This window comes from Sphingobacterium siyangense, assembly GCF_007830445.1.
Taxonomy (GTDB): Bacteria; Bacteroidota; Bacteroidia; order Sphingobacteriales; family Sphingobacteriaceae; genus Sphingobacterium; species Sphingobacterium siyangense.
The window spans coordinates 145785-166267 of the sequence record NZ_VLKR01000006.1; the positions used below are offsets into that span (position 1 = coordinate 145785).

Annotated in this window: 10 protein-coding genes; 2 read left to right on the forward strand and 8 right to left on the reverse strand. The window is 40.8% G+C overall.

Annotation, left to right across the window (positions count from 1 at the left end):
- Nucleotides 1–2622 (forward strand): hypothetical protein, encoded by a 2622-nt coding sequence (locus tag IQ31_RS07810; protein ID WP_145327651.1) that lies wholly within the window; start codon nucleotides 1–3, stop codon nucleotides 2620–2622.
- Nucleotides 2623–2741: 119 nt separating this feature from the next.
- Here IQ31_RS07810 and IQ31_RS07815 read toward each other — a convergent pair whose 3' ends face one another.
- The 3 genes from IQ31_RS07815 to IQ31_RS07825 all read right to left on the reverse strand — a co-directional run bounded on the left by IQ31_RS07815 (nucleotide 2742) and on the right by IQ31_RS07825 (nucleotide 8446).
- Nucleotides 2742–2945, reverse strand: coding sequence for a hypothetical protein (locus tag IQ31_RS07815; RefSeq protein WP_145327652.1), 204 nt, complete (start codon nucleotides 2943–2945; stop codon nucleotides 2742–2744).
- A 760-nt stretch (nucleotides 2946–3705) separates the two neighbouring features.
- A complete protein-coding gene (locus IQ31_RS07820) occupies nucleotides 3706–5277 on the reverse strand; it encodes a RagB/SusD family nutrient uptake outer membrane protein (protein ID WP_145327653.1) in 1572 nt (523 codons plus the stop codon).
- 184 nt (nucleotides 5278–5461) lie between these two features.
- Nucleotides 5462–8446, reverse strand: coding sequence for a SusC/RagA family TonB-linked outer membrane protein (locus IQ31_RS07825; protein WP_145327654.1), 2985 nt, complete (start codon nucleotides 8444–8446; stop codon nucleotides 5462–5464).
- Nucleotides 8447–8880: 434 nt separating this feature from the next.
- Here IQ31_RS07825 and IQ31_RS07830 point away from each other — a divergent pair, with 434 nt between their 5' ends.
- On the forward strand, nucleotides 8881–12837 hold the full coding sequence (locus tag IQ31_RS07830) for a hybrid sensor histidine kinase/response regulator transcription factor (protein ID WP_244294410.1): 3957 nt from the start codon (nucleotides 8881–8883) through the stop codon (nucleotides 12835–12837).
- 226 nt (nucleotides 12838–13063) lie between these two features.
- On the opposite strand, the gene IQ31_RS07835 is transcribed toward IQ31_RS07830, so the two are convergent.
- The 5 genes from IQ31_RS07835 to IQ31_RS07855 all read right to left on the reverse strand — a co-directional run bounded on the left by IQ31_RS07835 (nucleotide 13064) and on the right by IQ31_RS07855 (nucleotide 20474).
- Nucleotides 13064–14389: an MFS transporter gene (locus IQ31_RS07835; RefSeq protein WP_145327655.1), complete on the reverse strand. Its 1326-nt coding sequence runs from the start codon at nucleotides 14387–14389 to the stop codon at nucleotides 13064–13066.
- A 100-nt stretch (nucleotides 14390–14489) separates the two neighbouring features.
- A complete protein-coding gene (locus IQ31_RS07840) occupies nucleotides 14490–16799 on the reverse strand; it encodes a family 65 glycosyl hydrolase domain-containing protein (RefSeq protein WP_145327656.1) in 2310 nt (769 codons plus the stop codon).
- Nucleotides 16800–16907: 108 nt separating this feature from the next.
- Nucleotides 16908–17555, reverse strand: a complete 648-nt coding sequence (pgmB, locus tag IQ31_RS07845) for a beta-phosphoglucomutase (RefSeq protein WP_145327657.1) — start codon at nucleotides 17553–17555, stop codon at nucleotides 16908–16910.
- A gap of 33 nt (nucleotides 17556–17588) precedes the next feature.
- Nucleotides 17589–19448, reverse strand: a complete 1860-nt coding sequence (locus IQ31_RS07850; protein WP_145327658.1) for a glycoside hydrolase family 13 protein — start codon at nucleotides 19446–19448, stop codon at nucleotides 17589–17591.
- Nucleotides 19449–19454: 6 nt separating this feature from the next.
- Complete coding sequence (locus IQ31_RS07855) at nucleotides 19455–20474, reverse strand: SusE domain-containing protein (RefSeq protein ID WP_158638823.1); 1020 nt, start codon at nucleotides 20472–20474, stop codon at nucleotides 19455–19457.
- Between the last annotated feature and the right edge of the window lie 9 nt (nucleotides 20475–20483).

The window sequence follows — 20483 nt, forward strand, 5'->3', positions numbered from 1 at the left end:
ATGAAACAACCTATATCAAAATTAAAAGAATGGTTTGGAGCATTTAAAATGCCTACAGCTAATCAATTCGGCGATTGGATCGATAGTTATTGGCATAAAGATACAAAGATTCCGGCATCGCAAGTTGAAGGATGGACAGATGATTCTGCCGTCATCCTTGAGCCGGGCGTTATGGAGTTGCCTGATCTTTCTTTTCAGACTAAAAACAAAACTGCCAGAGTTCTGGGAGGAACAGCTGGCAAAACATTTACTTACAAAGGTGCTCAGTATCCCATTAATCCGAACTATGAAGGTATTCTTTTTTGGACTGGTGCAACAAAGGTTTGGGGAATACAAGATCAGGTACCTATGTCAAAAGGAGCTGACGGGGGAACTTTAAGTAAATTATGGGATGCAAATAAAGTTGATGGATATTTAATAAATGAAGTAATAAGAAATAGTGAAAACTTTGAGTATTTAAGCACAAAAAATTTAAATACATCCCTATTGACAAATCTAACGGATTGGATTGACGTAAAAAGTAACGAATCCTTTATATTCACCGATACAAAATACCAACGTTCATCAAGTAATTGGGGAATATTGGATCTAGAAATATGGGATGAAGCGGTTGACTTGAACAAAGACTACTACATCAGAGGTCTTGGCATTAGAACAACAGATAATGTGTTGTACTTTAATATATACTCTACCGAGATGTCATCGGGTAATCTATACGGTATAGCACCATCGGGAAATGGTAATATAACAGGAGGTGATTACACAGGAATAAAGACTTTCTCTATCTATAAATCAGGTAATTCTAATGTAGCAATAGGAAGTGTCACTTTTGATTTTTCCAAAATCCGCACTTCGGGAAACTACAATAATACTTCGATGTATGGAATATTGAAGAAGTCTATTTTTAAAAAATATAAGGACAATGCCCAAAAAGCAGGGGTTGACATATTTCCATTTTCAAATAAAAATATCAACTTCAATCGTCAATTATACAAATCGTTGAAAAATATAGTGATATTTGATGCCGATGTAGATTTAGGCGTAGATTACTATTTATTAAACTACAATCTAAACAATTTTAACTCCACACAAAATGCTTATCTTATCTATTTTGCAATAGCAAGAATTGATTCGGGCGGCGGAAGTAACTTCTTGTATACAATTGCTCCATCAGCAAGTACTTTAGCTTATATATCAACCCCGACTATACAATCAGGCGTTCAAAGGTTGCCTATTTATAAGAAAGGTTTTGCAAATATTGAGATAGGTTATATAGATGTTGATTTCTCAGTGCATGAAAATGTTAGTTATTCGACAGTTGGGACTACCACAGGCGCTTTACTAAGTCCACGTATTTTTATTCCTACAAGATTATACAAGCCTGTAACAGCGACCTCCCATCGTTTGATATTGCCTAACAACATTTACTTTTTAGATGATGCTAAGTTGCCAATATTCAAGCAATCGGTATTTTCAAGCTCATTCGACTTAGATAGAGTAAACCTTTATTATGGACGAATAGATGGAGATTACCCCATGATGAATCACGTGCCTCATAGTGCTTTGATTAGTCCTTCAGAATTAGGTAGCTCGCTACGGATTTCTGCTAAATATTCTGAAAATAAGAGTATTAATAATGTAGCGTACTACAAGGACTTGACAGTTCATAAAGTCAACAGTTCTGACTTAGTGGGTAAGACTGCCACCGTTATAGGAGCAGGTGACTCAATTACAGACTTTAATATGATGGGCAACGTCAATAGAAAATTGACAGCAAAGGGTATCAACTTGAATTATCAAGGAACCATGACTGATATTATATCAGGAGTGACAACAAGGAATGAAGGTCGCTCAAGCTGGGAGTACCGTCAAGCTATAGGTAAGACTACTAAGAGGTTCAATGAAGCTAAAGCAATCCTTCCTCAGCCGATAGGATCTGATAGTGATATTAATCAAAATCCATTCATTTATCCAGCTACACCAGCACAAATATCCAATAATCCAACTTGGTGCTTTGAAAACCATGTGTCGAGTGGTGGGTTGGATAATGAAAAGAACTATACACAATCACAATTAGATGGTGGATATAGCGGAGATTATTACACCTTTGACTTTGAAAGATATGTAAGTGGCCACAACATTATTGTCGGGGATAAATTGATATTTATTTCTAATTGGGGATTTAATGATGTAAACCATTTGCAGACCACTCAAGGTGTTGAAGATGCGCTACTGGGGATTGAGATAGTTGTGAATCGATTAAAGCAATATGCAACTGCGAATCCTACAAAACAAGTTGTTGTTGGAATTTCAGGATTATTGGTAGTAAATGTTAATCTGATATGGAATACTCTTTTTAGTAATTATCTAGAGAGAGCAATTGTATTAGTTAAATCATTAAAAACTACTTTGGAAAGTTTAAATTTCAAACTTGATTTTGTGCCTGTGATCATGTCGGTTGATAGGTCATTTGCTTGGAATTATCCTGCAAATGCTTCTACAACTATTTCGGTTCAAAATGATACTAAATACAGCACTCCTGCTGATGTTGTGCATCCTCATGATGTTGGTATCAATCAAATATCTAATATGTTAATGAATTACATTGCTAATAAATTGTAAAATATGATCGAGGTAATGACTGCAAATTACGATCCTAGTAATCCAATGAAGCGCCTTATATTATTTGATATTTAATAGATTTTAATGGCCGTTTAAATTTAATTTAAACGGCCATTAAATTACATGTATTCCCTTGCTGCCCAACCGAGATGAAAGACGTCTCTTAAATTGTACTCAAATCCCTCTTTGGGTTCAATTTCAATACTTGATTCGTTGAATTTCACATTGTATTTAATGAAGAAACCAGTTACAAACAAGTGATCCTCTTTAGCTTTGTTGATTGCTTCAATAACATCGCTACTTGGTAAAATTATTTTTATCATATAGCTAAGGTCGGTAAGGGTATTTAATATAATTTATGGTTAACCGTAAAGAATAATAAAAAAGGGAGCTTTGTAGCTCCCTTTTCCTTTTAAAATTTTTTGAGTCAAGGGAGTTAATCCCTTGATGACGTTAATCAAATATAGAAAAATTTTGTAACATTTGGTTTTAAAAATTCTTACATTTCGTTTTTGCGTTTATATGGACGACATCTTCAGCAAGATTCGAACATTGGGTCTTCTGATACAGAAAATAGTATAATTTCCTGTACCAATAACGATAAGCTAAAAAAAACTCTTTTTCGTTTGTAGGTGCCCGCTGTAGGATTTTATTAATCATAATCTACATTTAGATAGTCTTGTTTCAATGCTGTTATCCTTTTCACAAAGAATATCGAAATTGGTATCTGACAGAATTTCAATTTGATCCATCAATATGACCCATGCTTTTTGGCTAGTTATCCACCTCTAAAGTGATTATTTTTTATCAAAAAAACAAGACAATATTTTTCAATAAAGCAATTGCTTCTATCTCTATTTTAAGCACCTTCTTTCCTAAAAGCTTTTTGGTCTCACAAGAACCAACTGTCATGAAAGTAAACTGCTGGTTCTTTCTGGTCAAAAGAAACGAATTGTAAGAAACGACCTGTTTCAAAAAAAGAAGGTATTTAGCTGATAAGAGTAAGTTCCTATCAGCTAAATACCTTTTAAAATAAAACGAACTTCTTGAAGTTGCTTGTTTTACTGATGCATATATAGCAAATTAATAACCCGTATTTTGCTTCAAATTTGGATTGACGGCAATCTGTTGGCTCGGGATTGGATAAACCAATGTTTTGGGATCGGCATCCGCAGCCTTTTCTTGCCAGGCCAATAAAAATTTACCAAAACGAATTAAATCCTGTCTTCTCCAGCCTTCCCAATATAACTCGCGAGCACGCTCATCCAATAAATTATCGAGCGTCAATGCCGTCAGGTTATTAACACCACGGTTCGTCCGAATAGTATTGACCAAACCGAGTGCCTCTGTTGCTGTTCCTGTTCCACCTCTCAGAATAGCCTCTGCTTGCATCAGCAATACATCGGCATAACGGAAGACTACCCAGTCGTTGTTTCGTTGACCAGTGACAGCATAATCAAAGGCATACTTCATTGGACGGATACCCGCTGTTTCCAATGTAGCTCCAGAGGTCCGGATGGTCACTTCACGCGTGAAGACCAAAGGTGCATTCGCTGGATTTCGCGCCATCAATGGTTTGTTTGTACTCCAATTGTATTGCTGTCCTGCAAAAAAACCTACATTTTGACGTTTGAATTCTTTTGTTCTGTTAGAAGTCGTATCAGCCGGATAATTATAGTAAATTCCTCTTCTTTCATCGGCATCCGAAAATTTATCGTAATAATCTGATAATGTACACCAACCGTTCCAGCCCCCAGGTCTCATATTATAATGCGCAATAGTATTCCAGGTACGATCCACATTTCCACCTCTATCGCCATTTTTATTATATAAAGTGAAAATATTTTCGGTAGACTTTTCGTCGTTATCGGGCGCGAAATTATCAAAGTACTTGCCCTTTGCAGAAACAGTATAGGATCCCGAAGCCGTAATTTCCTTGGCTAAGGCCACCACTTTATTCATATCTTCGGCAGCAAAAGAAGGAGCTTGTCTGTTTAAAAATGTTCCCTTATTCAAATAAATCTTCATCAGCAATGCTTTTGCCGCATTTTTATTGGCTACATAGGCTGCTTTCGGACCGTTTGCAGGCAAACTCGCTATAATTTCGTTGAGATCCTTCACGATATAATCAATAGCCGCCTGTGGCCGTAACACCTCTGGTGCGATTCTAAAATCTTCAAAAGAGGCTCCTTCCCGGACGGGTACTACGCCATAGAGATCCAACATATCGAACATGACCAACGCACGAATAAACTTCGCTTCAGCACCTTGCTGTGCACTCGGATTATACCGCAACACATTACCCGCATTATAGATGGCTGTACCAAGACTTACAAATGTATTGTTCATATAACCATTATCAGCATTCCAGGTATGTAAATGGATCGCACGATGCATCCCATTATCATCCCAGTCACCTCCCCGTGTAGGAGCCATGGCTGCGTCCGTTGATATTTCCTGCATCACCCAGCGCTGTTCCTGCTGATAAGGGGTATTCAATGAATTATAAGCTGTGATCAACAAGCTTCCAGGATCCACATTGGATGTCCCTTCCTCTAATTCTCCTTTAAATTCCTCCTTTAGTTTCGTACAAGAAAATGTACTTGTTACAATGGAGCCAATTATTCCGATATATAATAAAGTTCTTAATTTCATCTTTTTCATCCGTCTAAATTTGATTATTTATTCATCCATTTTGACTGTAAGGCATTCATACTGCCTTTGGTGTTTCATTTGTAATGAGGCGATCAGATTTATTCATTTTTATTCATTCACTAATACGTTTAAATCCATCTTGATGCTCTCCTCTTTTTATTATCTAATGATCTACAGTATACGCTTAAAGTGAGAAGTTAACCCCCAATAGGATATTTCTTGCCGGTGGATAGGGTAAATATTCGATACCCAACGAAGGAATACCATTTGTTGCACCATCTGTATTCACCTCTGGATCAAATCCTGTATACTTCGTGATGATGAAAAGATTCTGTCCAGTAAGGGATACATTTAAGTTCTTAAGTGTTCTACCTACATTTCCAACACGATAGCTTAAAGTAAGATTAGCCATTTTTAGATAATCACCTTTTTCAAGGAATCGCGTCGAAGGCGCAGCCGAATTGGAAGTAGACTCTTTTACAGCTGTATTAAAGAATGCTGAACCGATATTCCGTGATGACAAATTGCTCAATCCCAAAGTCGTCGCTGCCGTATTATTGAATAGATAATGTCCAAAAGCGCCATTCATATTGGCAGCCAAAGAAAACTGTTTATAATTTACATTGGTGGAGATACCCAATAATGTGGTTGGATTTGGACTGTTCATATAAAACTTATTAATTGCAGGATCGTTGGCCGTACTGATACTACCATCCTGTCCACGGTACATGCTCATTCCGGTTTGCGGGTCGATACCTTGGTAATCGGCCAAATACCATACATTCAATGGCTGGCCATTGACCATTCGTTGTCCCAATACACCAGAAAAACCTTGTCCGCGGAGTGCTCCTGTCTCATAATAACCAACAAGGCCACTTACACTATTCTTAAGAAACGTTGCATTACCTGTCAAATCCCAAGTCCAATTGTCATTTTTAATAATTGTACCTGTCAACGCGACCTCTACCCCTTTATTGACAATCTCACCGTCCAAATTTACCCAAATACGTCCCGCAGGAGCTGGCTGTGCAAGCGTTTGCTCAAATAGCGCATCTGTGGTCTTTTTATTAAAATAATCAATGGATCCATATAGACGGTTGCCCCAGATTCCGAAATCTATACCCGCATTGATCGTCGTCGAAGTTTCCCATTTCAAGTCAGGATTTCCATAGTTAGCCTGGCTTACACTCTGATTACCGAAGACCAATCTATTCAATGAGGCACCAGAAGGGAATTCTTGGTTACCTGTTTTTCCCCAACCCAATCGCACTTTCAATTGGTCAAAGATACCGGAAGACTTTAAAAACTCTTCCTGATTAACATTCCAGGCTACGGCCAACGAAGGGAACATGGCGTATTTGTTGTTTGAACCAAATTTCGTTGAACCATCCCTTCGCACTGTTGCAGTGAATAAATAACGGTCTAAGTAATTGAAGCCGCCCCGTAAAAAAAGCGATTGCAATTGGTTTGTTGGACTTCTATACGACGATATTTCACGCGTGGAAACAGGCGTATATTGTAGATAGTCAAAATAATCTAACCCCAGGTAGCGAAATCCACCGCCAAAGGAAATGTTATTATTATAATTATAATCCAAATACTCGTAGCCTGCTACCGCATTGACACTCCAATCTGAATTGATTTGTTTATTGTAAGAGAGCATATGCGTCATTTGCAAGTTGGTTTCTCCGTTATTGGAAATAAAGGCCTGCTCATTGTTCACAGCTGAAGGATCAATAAGTCCTGCGCGGTACATACCTTCACGGTTTCCAGTTTGTCGCATTGCACTATAGATAAAGCGATATTCCAAATCGTCTGTAATTTTATAGTATGGCGCCAAGTTGATTACCATGGTATTTGTTGTCGCCAAATCTTTAAAGGCGTCAATACTTGTCAATGGGTTTCGCGTAGTTGAACTGACAAAGGTTAAATTGCCTTGATCGTCCCGTAATGGTCGTGTCGGATTCCATTGTAAGGCTTGGGAAATCACATTTCCTTCCGAACCTACCATCGCATTGATCGGTGCGTATTTATTATCCATTTGCGTCAAAAAGACTGCAAAATCCAATCCCAATCGTTTGTTTTCCAGAAAACGGAAATTCCCGTTAAAATTGGCTGTGTATTTCTTCAGCTGTGATCCACGAATAATACCGTTTTGGTTTAAATATCCACCTGAAAGGCGATACTTACCATACTCGGTTCCGCCAGCTACATCAGCATAGTAATTTTGCGTGATCGCTTTTCTTGTGATCGCTTTAAAAGCATCCTCATTGCCACCGAAATCAGCATTTGCGACTTCAGATGGTGTATAATATTTCAACGCTTCTCTAAATCGAGCAGCATCTAACACATCAGGATATTCCCGCATGGTAGAAACACCTGCTGAGGCTCCTACAGAAACCTCGGGCTGCCCTACTTTACCTCTTTTCGTCGAAATAATGACAACGCCATTTGCCCCACGTGAACCATAAATTGCTGTAGCCGATGCATCTTTAAGGATGTCCATACTAGCAATGTCACCCGGATTCAAGTAAGTCAAAGGATTTCCTCTATCGGAAGAAAAGCCTCCTCTTCCTTCGGGCAGAGGCGAATTACCCGACATAGGCACACCATCCAGCACAAATAACGGGTTGTTACTGGCCCGGATCGATGAGTTTCCACGGATACGTACTGTGGTTGATCCGCCAGGTTGCCCCGTATTATTAATCACCATAACCCCTGGTGTCTTTCCTTGTATTAATTGATCGGGACTCGTCATGATCCCCTTATTGAAGTTTTTCGCTCCAATAGTGACCATAGACCCCGTTAGATCTTTTTTACGGGCCGTACCATAACCGATCACAACGACCTCATCTAGGCCCTGACCGGCACTAGGTTCCAGCGCTACGGTGATATCGTTTCCCACAATGGGTACTTCTTTTAAAGTATATCCAATAAAGGATACTTCCAGCGTTTTCGCTTCACTGGGAACAGTAAATGTAAAGGAACCTTCCGTGTCTGTTGTTGTAGCCGCGGTCCCCCCTTTTACCTTAATTGTAGCTCCTGCCAATGGACCTTGAGTCTCATCTACAACCTTTCCCTTCAAGACTTTCGTCTGGGCAACTACAATAAAAGATACAAGCAAAAATGTAAGCGTCATTACGCATTGTGCAAGTAGTTTATTTTTCATACGCTTTTTGATTGGTGGTTTAATTGATTTTTATATCGTGCATCTAGGATACACAAATGATACTAAGTGATTTTTAATGATATTTTTTAGGCTCCAAAGCCCTTTTGAAATGCGTATAGTCTTCCCCAATAATGCCAAAGACGTAGCGCTGGGTATCAAGGCCTTTAAAGCCAAAATTCAAAACCAAAGCATCGTGAACATCATGTCTCACAGGTAAAAACAAAAACCTAACAAACTGAAAAACAAGGACACAGGACTTACCTGTCATAATTCTAGGGCGAAACATACGTTTATATTTGGTTATTATTGTTTTATAAAAATGCGGAAATCCTTGTAGCTAGTCCAATCAGAGCGTCTCAATTTTATATCAAAGCGTATCAGTAAAACTCTTTTTTATCTTTTAATTGACTATTTTTAGTTCAACGTAATCAGTTTTGAAAAGAATAACCACCATACTCCTTTTATATATCTTGCTAGCATGTATTAACGTGCAGGCACAATCGATCTATTTTAAAAATTATCAAACCCACGACGGTCTCTCTAATAGCACAGTCAAATGTATTACACAGGATGTTCAGGGTTTTCTATGGTTAGGGACAAGGAATGGCCTCAATCGCTTTGATGGCAATCAATTTAAGATATTTAGACACAATGCTTCAGACTCTACAAGTATCGGAAGTTCGTCCATTTTAAGTATTCTCACAGACAGTAAAGGAGTGCTATGGGTGGGAACCACACGCGGTACCTATTGTTACGATCCTATTAAAGAAAATTTTACACCATTCAGGGGTGTACCAATCGGTGAAGTAAATGCCATACACGAATACGCCGGTTTTATCTGGTTACTTTCGAACGGAAAACTTTATCGCTATAATTCTTATACAACAGAAATAATTCCATTTGATCAGAACAAAAATACCATTGTAGCGATTACCAGTAGCAAAAAAGGCGGCTTATGGACAACGGACAATAACAGTATCATACAACGGTATCAGGTTAATACGAGTAAATTTGTCGAAGTTGACCTTAAAAAAATCGATCGAAAAGCATTGGCAAATACCAAAACCGTTTACGCCATCAATGATTCTCTGTTAATGGTCGGTACAATCAATTCGGCTTATTTGTTTGATTTCAAAAACGGCCGGTTAAAAAATCTATTTGCAAGTCATTACCCCAGTAAAGTCATCCAGGCAAACTGTATTATTCAACAAACGGAGTCAGTATACTGGATTGGAACAGAAACTGGAATATATACCTATGATATTCACACGGGTCAGAGCCAACACATTAAAAAAGATCTGCTCAATCCATTTGCCATATCTGACAATGCCGTCCTGAATTTCTATCGGGACCGTGAAGACAACATCTGGTTTGGAACATTTTTCGGCGGCTTTAACCAATACAGTAACCAATTCGACAATTTCAAAAAGTATCTATCCGGATTCGGAAAATCGGCCCTATCAGGCAATATTGTACACGATATCAAAAAAGATCGCTATGGAAATTTCTGGATAGGAACAGAAGATGGCGGCCTGAACAAAATAGATGCTCAAACACAACAGATTCAGCATTTCCTTGCCAATGGAAAAAAAGGAAGTATAGCGCATAACAATGTTCATGGCCTGGCAACAATTGGTGACGATCTTTGGGTAGGCTCCACAACACATGGACTAGACATTCTCGACGTAAAAACCGGAAAACTAAAAAAACACTATGATCGTATCGGCAAAGGCCCCTTACAAAGCAGCTTTGCCGTATGCCTCTATAAGTCTAAAGACAACAGCATGTTTGTCGGGACAGACCGCGCACTATACCGCTACAACAAAAATAGCGACAGTTTTGACCTCCTTCCAATTACCGCATGGATACAAGGCATTTATGAAGATCAATATGGTATACTCTGGATCAACACCTACGGTAGCGGGGTCTACCAATATAACCGCAGTTCGGGAGAAATTCAGCATCTGTTATCCGAACAAGGTAAACAAAATACACTCGTCAATAATTACGTCAACGGTCTATTTGAAGACAGCAAAAATAACTTGTGGTTTTGCACCGAAAGCGGCCTCTCAAAATACCGTCGTGATGGGCACTTCACCAATTATCTGACCGAATCCGGTTTACCTTCCAATCAGGTATTCAAGGTCCTGGAAGATGACAACAGGAGCATCTGGATATCTACCGGTGGTGGACTGGTCAGACTGGACGAAGGTGTCCCGCGTAGGGTCATCTATACATCGAGAGACGGGCTTCCCGCAGATCAGTTTAATTATAATTCGGCTTATAAAGATAGCGACGGGACTTTATATTTCGGGACTATCAAAGGGATGGTAAGCTTCAACCCGACAAAATCCATTAAGAACAGCTTTATTCCACCTATGTTCATCAGCGGCATTCAGATTAACAATGTGAGCGTACCGGTTCGTGAAAATGGCATACTGAAAGAATCCATCTCCCTATCAGAAGAGATCCGACTGACCTACGACAATTCCAATATTAGCTTCAATATCGCCGCCTTGAGCTTTGTTTCCCCAAAGAGCAATCCTTATCGTTATATCATGGAAGGTTACGATAAAGACTGGACCGATATTACAGGCAATCAAAAAATCTATTACAATAAACTTCCTCCGGGCACTTATACGTTTAAGTTCAGAGGTGCAAATAACAACAGCGTCTGGAATCCGGATGAAAAAAAACTGCTCATCATCATTTCGCCACCCTGGTGGCAGTCAGGTTGGGCATACTTACTTTATTTTTTGAGCTTCGGCACCATTGCATTGCTCGTATTACGGTATTACTTTCTCCTTATAAAGGCCAACAACGCCCAAAAGATGGATAGTTATGAACGAAAAAAAGAACAGGAAATATATAACCTCAAGCTGGAATTCTTCACCAACCTGGCCCACGAAATTCGTACGCCACTCACGCTGATCAAAATGCCCCTTGAGAAAATAATCAATAACCATAAATTTACCGATCGCGACACAGCCAAAGACCTTGCGCTGATTGAAAAAAACACGGCACGATTAATTCGCCTCACCAACCAATTACTTGATTTTAGAAAAGCAGAAACCAACAATATGAGCCTTATTTTTACTAAAACGGATATTAATGCCCTCCTATCCGAAGTATTTCACGATTTAAATTATCTCGCAAAAGATAAACAGCTGCACTATGACCTCAGTCTCCCGCGTATCAGTCTCACGGCTTATGTGGATGAGGAAGCCCTTCGAAAAATCTTTACCAACCTGATTCACAACGCCATCAAATATGCGGATCAAGAAGTCTATGTCAAACTCCTCCCTTTTAATAGCGATGACATTATGTTCAATATCGAGTTTAAGAATGATGGTGAGCTCATTCCTTTTGAGAAAAGAGAAAAAATATTTGAACCATTTTATCGCTTAAATGAATCCGATAAAGATACGGGGACGGGAATTGGTCTTCCTTTATCCCGCTCCTTGGTCGAATTGCACCAAGGAAACTTATCCCTTGTACATCTGGAGGAAAACCGCAATATATTCCTGCTATCGATCCCAATTTTTCAGGAACAATCGCTCGACATCAAATCTTTTCAGGAAGATAATGACGATCATGTATTGCATGATAGATCCGATGAACAGGAGGAAGAAAAGCCGGTGATTCTACTCGTCGAGGACAATAAAGAAATATTGGCCTACCTCAATAAAGAATTGAAAACCAGCTACACTGTTCTACGGGCAGGGAATGGTGCCGAGGCCCTTGAAATATTAGACCAAGAGAATGTACAACTTGTACTAACAGATATTATGATGCCCATTATGGATGGTCTAGCGCTATGCAAACGCATCAAAACAGATATTCTGTATAGCCATATTCCCGTTATTTTTCTAACGGCAAAAAATGCGCTGGATTCAAAAATTCAGGGATTAAAAAATGGTGCCGATGCCTATATCGAAAAACCTTTTTCGCTTGAATTCCTCATGGTACAGATACGCAACATCCTCAAAAACCGTAAAATTATCAAGAATTACCTGACCAATTCTTCCAATTCCAACTTAATGGATATTAACGTTTCAGCACCCGACAAAGATTTTATCAGTCAGCTGAATACGGTTATTTATGAGAATATTTCAACGATAGATCTCAATGTGGATGAACTCGCCAAATTGATGCATATGAGCCGTCCAACACTTTACCGTAAAATCAAAGGACTCTCCGACCTCACACCCAATGAATTGATCAATATTTCACGGTTGAAAAAGGCGGCAGAACTACTCACCCAAAAAGAATATAACATCACCCAGGTATCAACGATGGTCGGTTATACCGTACAATCCAATTTTTCAAGGGACTTTCATAAGCACTATGGCATGTCGCCAAGCAGCTATATTCTTGAAAACAGCAAGTGATGAACACCAGTTCTAGTACCAGGAAGAATATTATTCCAATGGCGTAAAAACTGTTCCCGAGATGCCAAAAGAATATCGGCACTTGATAAAGAAAGAAACCGTCCCTAGGTAAAGAAAGAATCGGGGACAAATACAAGGAGCTCGAAAATCTTATTGAAAGACGCTAGCGAAGAAAAAAAACGTAGACGTAGAAGGTTTAGCCTACGTCTACGATAATGGCATGAACTTAATTCTTACGCTTTGGAACAAAGAATGCCGCCAGTAACATAAATATGCCGGCCAATAGCAAGCCATAAATGGATTGGCCATGAAAAAAATATTTGATGATCATGCCACCAAAAAATCCACATACAATCTGAGGTAGGGTAATGAAAAAATTAAATAGCCCCATATAGACCCCCATTTTACCCGTAGGTAAATGATCGCTCAAAATTGCATAGGGCATTGCCAAAATGCTTCCCCAAGCGATACCAATACCGATCATAGGAAGAATCAGTAGATTGGCATCTTTGATCAGAAATAATGAAATTAACGAAAGCCCACCAATGGAAAGCCCAAGAGCATGCGTTTTTCCACGCCCAAAATGTTTAGCTATCCGCGGAATAAACAAGGCATACAAGGCCGAGACTCCATTGTAAATACCAAAAAGCACACCTACCCAATTGGCAGCCTCCATATAGAGATCCTGCCGATTTCCTTCCCGCAGGTAAAAAACCGAATCAGCAATAGCTGGAGTGGTATACACCCACATCATAAAAAGGGCAAACCAGGAGAAAAACTGAACCCAGCCCAACTTGCGCATGATCAATGGCATCTTACCGATATCGCTAAAGATAGAACGCAAGCCAAACTTTGGTGCCGCATCCTGTTCAATAGCAACCGTATCCGAAAAAGTCTGAAGTTCTGTAGGTGAGTACTCTTTTGTTTTGAACACAGACCATAACACCGTTAGAAGCAGGACAAAACCGCCTACATAAAAGGAGTAGATAACATTGCTCGGTACCTGCCCGGCTTCAGAAGTACCTGCTACATGAAAATACTTCGTCAACATAAAGGGAAGTAGCGAGCCAAGGACAGCGCCAATCCCGATTAAAAACGTCTGTACCGAGAAGCCCAAACTCCGCTGACTGCTCGGCAGATTATCACCGATCAGCGCTCGAAAGGGCTCCATGGTCACATTGATGGAAGCATCCATAAACATCAATAAGCCAGCACCGATCCAAAGTGGCGCCAATAATGTTGTCAATAATGCCGCATTGGGCATTAAAAATAAAGTCAGGGTAGTTAACAGTGCCCCCACCAAAATATAAGGTCGACGCCGGCCTAGTCTATTCCAGGTTCGATCGCTATAATGACCTATAATTGGCTGTACAATCATCCCCGTGATCGGAGCAGCAAGCCAAAAAAGTGAAAGATGTTCCACATCAGCACCAAATGTCTGGAGAATACGGGAGGCGTTGCCATTTTGCAGAGCAAAACCCATTTGTATCCCCAGAAATCCAAAACTCATATTGATGACCTGGCTAATGCTTAATTCAGGTTTATTTCCCATAATAGGCTATCAAAATTTAAGACAAAATACAATTTAATTACCATTTAACCGTTATTTTCAGCAGCATAAGATAGGTTCTTTCACTGCTGAAAACTGGGGTTTATCTCAGCTGAAATACCTGTTTTTTGCTTTGCCCAGGAAGCACGAAAGCTTCGGTTACCGTCTGGATATGGACTGCAGTATCACTGACATTTTCGATCGTATAGCCATCGGCATCTACTGCAATCAGTAAAGTCGCTCCACGAAATAACACCCGGAATTTATAGCCTTCCCATTCTTTGGGCAACATCGGATCTAAATACAATTGTCCTTCCTTAATCCGCATTCCTGCAAAGCCCTCCACGATTGTCATCCAGGTACCCGCCATCGATGTAATATGTAAACCGTCTTCGGTATCGTTATTGTAATCATCCAGATCCAAACGCGAGGTGCGCAGATAGAATTCATACGCTTTTTCCGGCTTGTTCAATTTAGCCGCCAATATCGCATGTACGCAGGGAGAGAGTGAACTTTCATGCACCGTAAAAGGCTCATAGAATTCATAATGTCGAGCTAGGGTGTCCAGGTCAAATTGATCCTCAAGGAAGTAAAAACCTTGCAATACATCGGCCTGTTTGATATAACAGGAACGCAGAATCCTATCCCAACTCCAATGCTGGTTAATAGGGCGTTGAGAGGGATCAAGTTCTGCCACTGGAATCAGCTCTTTATCCAAAAAGCCATCTTGCTGCAAATACACATTGCGTTGCGCATCAAACGGATAATACATGTTATCGACAATGTGCTGCCATTTTTGTTGTTCTTCCGATGCTACGGCCAGCTTCCTTTTCAATACGTCAGCATTACCGTCGCTCAGCTGCACCAACTTTTTTAAACAGTCCAGTGTATATTGAAGGCACCACGAAGCAATACGATTGGTATACCAGTTATTGTTTACGTTGTTTTCATACTCGTTTGGTCCCGTCACGCCCAACATAACATATTGCTTGCGATCGGCACTCCAATTGACACGCTGTGCCCAGAAACGGCTTATTGCAACCAAAACCTCCAATCCATGTGACCAGATATAATCCTGATCTCCGGTGTAACGGACATAGTTATAGATTGCAAATGCTATGGCTCCATTGCGATGAATCTCCTCAAATGTTATCTCCCATTCATTATGGCATTCCTCACCATTGATCGTAACCATGGGATAGAGTGCAGCGCCCCGATTAAAGCCGAGTTTAGCGGCATTTTCGATTGCCTTTTCCAATTGCTGATGACGATAAATCAACAAATTACGGGCAATCTTTGGTGACTGTGTTGCCAGGTAAAATGGAATACAATATGCTTCGGTATCCCAATACGTGACACCACCATATTTTTCACCTGTAAAACCTTTAGGGCCAATATTGAGGCGCTCATCTTCGCCGGTATAAGTCTGGTTAAGCTGGAAAATATTGTAGCGTATTGCCTGCTGTGCTGCGACATCACCACTAATTTCAATATCACTTTCTGCCCAGATCGCTTGCCAGGCTGCTGCCTGTTGAGCCTTTAACTGCTCATAACTCAGCCCATTCAATTGGTGTAGATTAACCGAAGCAGCTTCTTTTAGCTGAGCTTGCAGGTGATTCTGCGAGGTGACAATGGCAACGCGCTTCTCAACACGACAAATTTGAGATTCAGCAAGATCTGTCTGATAGATCTCTGTCATACAGCCCGGACTTGCGACGGTATCGTGCACTTCCACGACCGCTGTTCGACCTGCTACACTCGTTTTAAGCATGGCATAGACCTCAAAACCCGTTTTCTTGGTGCGCGCTACCACAAAGGTACTTTCACCATCCCTACCCTGCGCTGTACTTTCCCAAAATTGCTCGTCATAGTTACTATCACGGTTAACGACTTCAGCATTTAACTGCGACCTGATCTCCAATGTAATTGGACCAGAAAGCGCCTGGATGTTGTACTGCAATGAAGCTGTTTCGGAAGCAAACAGATGATACATCCGGCTTGCTTCTACCTTAAGCTGTGCTCCGTCTGGCATTTCCACGACAAAACTGCGGTACAAAACGCCATGCTGCATATCCAGTCGGCGCTCAAAAGATTTGACCGTAACTTTGTTCAGATCCAGCACCTGCCCATTGACCAGAATATCCAGGCCTATCCAATCGATGGAATTGATGACCTTGGCAAAATATTCCGGATACCCATTTTTCCACCAGCCTACACGTGTTTTGTCCGGATAATAAATACCGGCCAAATACGACCCTTGCAAAGATTTCCCGCTGAATTGTTCTTCAAAATTAGCCCTCTGCCCCATCCGACCATTACCAATAGCGAAGATACTTTCCGAAAATTCATTATGTTCGGGGCGAAATGTATCTTCGATAATTTGCCAAGGGTTATGTTTGATATATGTTTTCATCTTTTTATTTTTTTCACCGCATGCTCGGAATCGAAGGCAAATAAATGATTGCCCTATTTACCGATACCATCTACAGCATGCTTTCCGCTATTGAATTTCTCCTAAATTTTAAAATTTATCGACTAAGGTCCCTAAATCTGCCACGACCAAATCCGCTCCCCTGAGATGTTCTTCCAGGCCTATACCTATTACCTGCATACCGGCTGCCCGTGCTGCATCTATTCCAGCCTGTGCATCTTCCAGCACCAGGCAGTGGGCCGGCGCAATCTCCAGCACCTCGGCCCCCTTAAGGAAAACTTCCGGGTTGGGTTTAGAAAGCTGCACTACATTCCCATCGATCAGCGCATCGAAATAGGTTTTAATTCCGGTTTTTTCAAGGATACCCATTGCATTCTTGCTGGCCGAACCAAGTCCAATCTTAATTCCTTTTTGCTGTAGTTTTTTCAAAAGTTCCAAACTACCCGAAAGCAAGTGGTCAGGACTCAGCTGTTCAATCAACTCCAGGTACCATTGGTTTTTAAGCACCAGTAAATCCGCTTTTTCAGCTTCGGACTTTTCCACCCCGGCCCATTTTAAAATAAGCTCCAGGGATTCGATCCGGCTGACACCTTTCAGCTGCTCATTGTCAACAATGGAAAACGAATAGCCCAAGTCTTCGGCCAATCTATGCCAAGCTTGAAAATGGTAGATTGCCGTATCCACCAACACACCGTCCAAATCAAATATTACGGCTTTTACAGTAGTATAATTAATCATTGAAAAATGAATTCTATAGAATTTTAAATTGTATTAAAACTTAAGCTCCAAAACTTTAGTCTCATAAGCTTCCAGTTTCAAGGTATTGTCAGCTGGAGTGGTTTCCTGTTTTTGGATAATATCAACATAGGATCTGACCCTGCTGTTTCTTTCCTTAAAACGATCCAGTTTGATCTCTTTCGTCGAATCATTGCAATTCATCACGACCATAACCGTCTGTTGCTCGTTGTAGCGGAAATACACATACACACCATCTTCGGGCACATACTGCATCGTTTTACCAGTTTGTAATACAGCATGTCGTTTACGATAATTGGCTAGCGTTTGAACAAAAGTCCACATATCCTGCTCTGCCTTAGTCCTTCCGCCTGCGGTAAACTTGTTCAGTTTGTCACCCGCGAAACCACCCTGAAAGTCTTCCCGTAATAAACCATCTGGATTTGAGAAATTCTTCATCAGAATTTCAGCCCCGTAGTACAATTGTGGGATGCCCCTTGTTGTCATAAGCCAAGCCATTGCCGATTTATATTTCTGCACATTTTCACCGACAACGGAGAAAAAACGATCTTTATCGTGGTTATCCAAAAAAAGCACATTTTGCTCGGGATGTGGGTACAGAAAGTCTGAAGCGAGGGTTGAATACAATTTATTGGCTCCGGCGGTCCATTCTGTCTTTTGGTTGAGTGCATCACCTATGGCATAATTAAGCTGAAAATCCGTCACACCCATCAGCTTGGAATCGACCTCCTGACCAACTCGTTTTCCACCCAGAAAATAGGCCTGGTTCCCCACACCATGTACCCATGTTTCACCAAAAAAGGTGAATTTTGGATACTCCTGCAGAATGCGATCTGTCCATTTGGCCATAAAATCAAGATCATTGTACGGATAGGTATCAATTCGGAATCCATCTATTGCCGCAGTCTCTATCCACCAGATATGGCTTTGGGTCAGATAATTTTGAACGTATGGGTTTTGTTCGTTCATATCGGGCATTGTGGGAACAAACCAGCCTTTGACCATTTTCTTTTTGTCATCTGCCGAGGCATAAGGATCAAAAACTGCCTGGTCTTTGTAAGATGTCTGCGTATAGGTAGGCCATTCATTGAGCCAGTCGGCCATCGGCTTGTCTTTTACCGTCCAATGATAACTTCCGATATGATTGGGCACCACATCAAAAATCAGTTTCATCTGACGTTTATGCAGCTGTTCACCCAATTGGACATAGGTATCGTTGCTACCAAAACGGGGATCAATATGATAGGTTTCGGTGTTGGCATAACCATGATATGAAGCCTGGGGCATGTCATTGGTCAACACAGGAGTCAGCCACAAGGATGTCACCCCAAGATCTTGTAGGTAATCCAGCTTTCCGATAATGCCTTCCAGATCACCGCCATGACGCAGATACATCGAGTCTCGGTTTAAACTCATATCCAACATGCCTTTCACCTGATCATTTTCTCTATTTCCATTGGCAAAACGATCGGGCATAATCAGGTAGATCAAATCGGCATTGTTCACACCCTGTGCTTTTACTTTTTGATCCCTTTGCTTCAACTCATAACGATAGGTTAGTTTTTTCTTTCCCTGACTAAACGTAAAAGTTGACCATCCTGGTTTGGCCGAAGCAGCCACCTTGACATCCAAAAACAGGTAGTTGGGATTTTCTACGCGATTGACTTTGACAAGTTCTATCCCTTTATCCTCCACCTGTACCTCGCTTTTCCCTATCTGAGGTCCATAGACAACAAGCTGCAAGGTCGGATTTTCCATTCCTACCCACCAGTTTAGGGGTTCTACACGTTGGATGGATTGCCCCATTAGGGGGCTCCATCCAAACACCATTAGTGCCACGAATACTGTGGTAATCTTTTTATTTAGTTTAAACATCGTTTTTTATTTCTTTGTCAACGTATATGTATTTGCATTGAAATCCACGACGATATCATACGTACCGGCATTCGCAACCGCGATATTGGCCCCGCCGGCAATCAGACTGCCGTTAGCTCCGCCGAAATTCGTTCCCCAATCGTGGTTTTTACGGAATTTGATCTCGCCTGCAGTTAAGCTCACTGTGAGCTTCCATACCTGATTGGCATTGTCGAATTTCATATCCGTATCGGCATCCCAGCCCTTAGGCGTGGCACTACCAATAATACCCCAATTGTGATCTTTAAATGAAATGGTATTTGCCGTCGTATTGACTTCTATTTCCAGATTTCCTGCACGGGGAGCTTTTATATTTCCACCGCCATTAAAAGCGAGTTTACCATCTGCAGTCTGTCCATAGGAATTTGCCCAATTGCGCTCTGTCGTAATCTTAAATTCCGAATTCGCTTCCGGAAAGGAGATAATGCCCGTATAGATGCCGTTGCTTGTTGGGGAGACTATCGATTCAGCAGTGGCCGGATCCCATCCCTGATAAGCTCCTGGAACGTACAAATAGCTGGTCGAAGCAAAAGGGATTGCTTTAAGACTAGCTAACGCAGAAAACACCACCGTAATTTTAGTATTGATACTCGACTTGAGGCGTACATCAAAGTCCGAAGCCGTTCCCGTCGGAACACCAAGAGAAAGTAAATAGCTGTTCAATTCATAGCCTGTAAATCCAAGGCTTGTCCGACCGTTGGGAATGACAACTTCTTTTACTGTTTTAAAATTATCTCCTTTAAGTCCAAACTGCAGGACGTTGGTTACTGCGGCCTGAAAACCAAAGTCAGGCTGAATCATATTGAGGTGCAGTACCGTATCCTCTGCGTTATCTTTTGACAAGGTTACATTCGTTTTATCGAGGCTTAAAGTTGCCGGCTTTATGCTCTCCCCGCTAGCCAATATAGCGCGCGTCTCGTCTTTTTTACAACTTTGGAACGCCACGATAAATAGCAGCATGATTCCGATATAGTGTCTAATTTTCATCTGTTTAAT

Excerpts from the sequence above, each read along its gene's own strand:
- IQ31_RS07810 (WP_145327651.1), top strand. The coding sequence starts at position 1 with ATGAAACAACCTATATCAAAATTAAAAGAATGGTTTGGAGCATTTAAA.
- IQ31_RS07815 (WP_145327652.1), bottom strand. The coding sequence starts at position 2,945 with ATGATAAAAATAATTTTACCAAGTAGCGATGTTATTGAAGCAATCAAC.
- IQ31_RS07820 (WP_145327653.1), bottom strand. The coding sequence starts at position 5,277 with ATGAAATTAAGAACTTTATTATATATCGGAATAATTGGCTCCATTGTA.
- IQ31_RS07825 (WP_145327654.1), bottom strand. The coding sequence starts at position 8,446 with ATGAAAAATAAACTACTTGCACAATGCGTAATGACGCTTACATTTTTG.
- IQ31_RS07835 (WP_145327655.1), bottom strand. The coding sequence starts at position 14,389 with ATGGGAAATAAACCTGAATTAAGCATTAGCCAGGTCATCAATATGAGT.
- IQ31_RS07840 (WP_145327656.1), bottom strand. The coding sequence starts at position 16,799 with ATGAAAACATATATCAAACATAACCCTTGGCAAATTATCGAAGATACA.
- pgmB (WP_145327657.1), bottom strand. The coding sequence starts at position 17,555 with ATGATTAATTATACTACTGTAAAAGCCGTAATATTTGATTTGGACGGT.
- IQ31_RS07850 (WP_145327658.1), bottom strand. The coding sequence starts at position 19,448 with ATGTTTAAACTAAATAAAAAGATTACCACAGTATTCGTGGCACTAATG.
- IQ31_RS07855 (WP_158638823.1), bottom strand. The coding sequence starts at position 20,474 with ATGAAAATTAGACACTATATCGGAATCATGCTGCTATTTATCGTGGCG.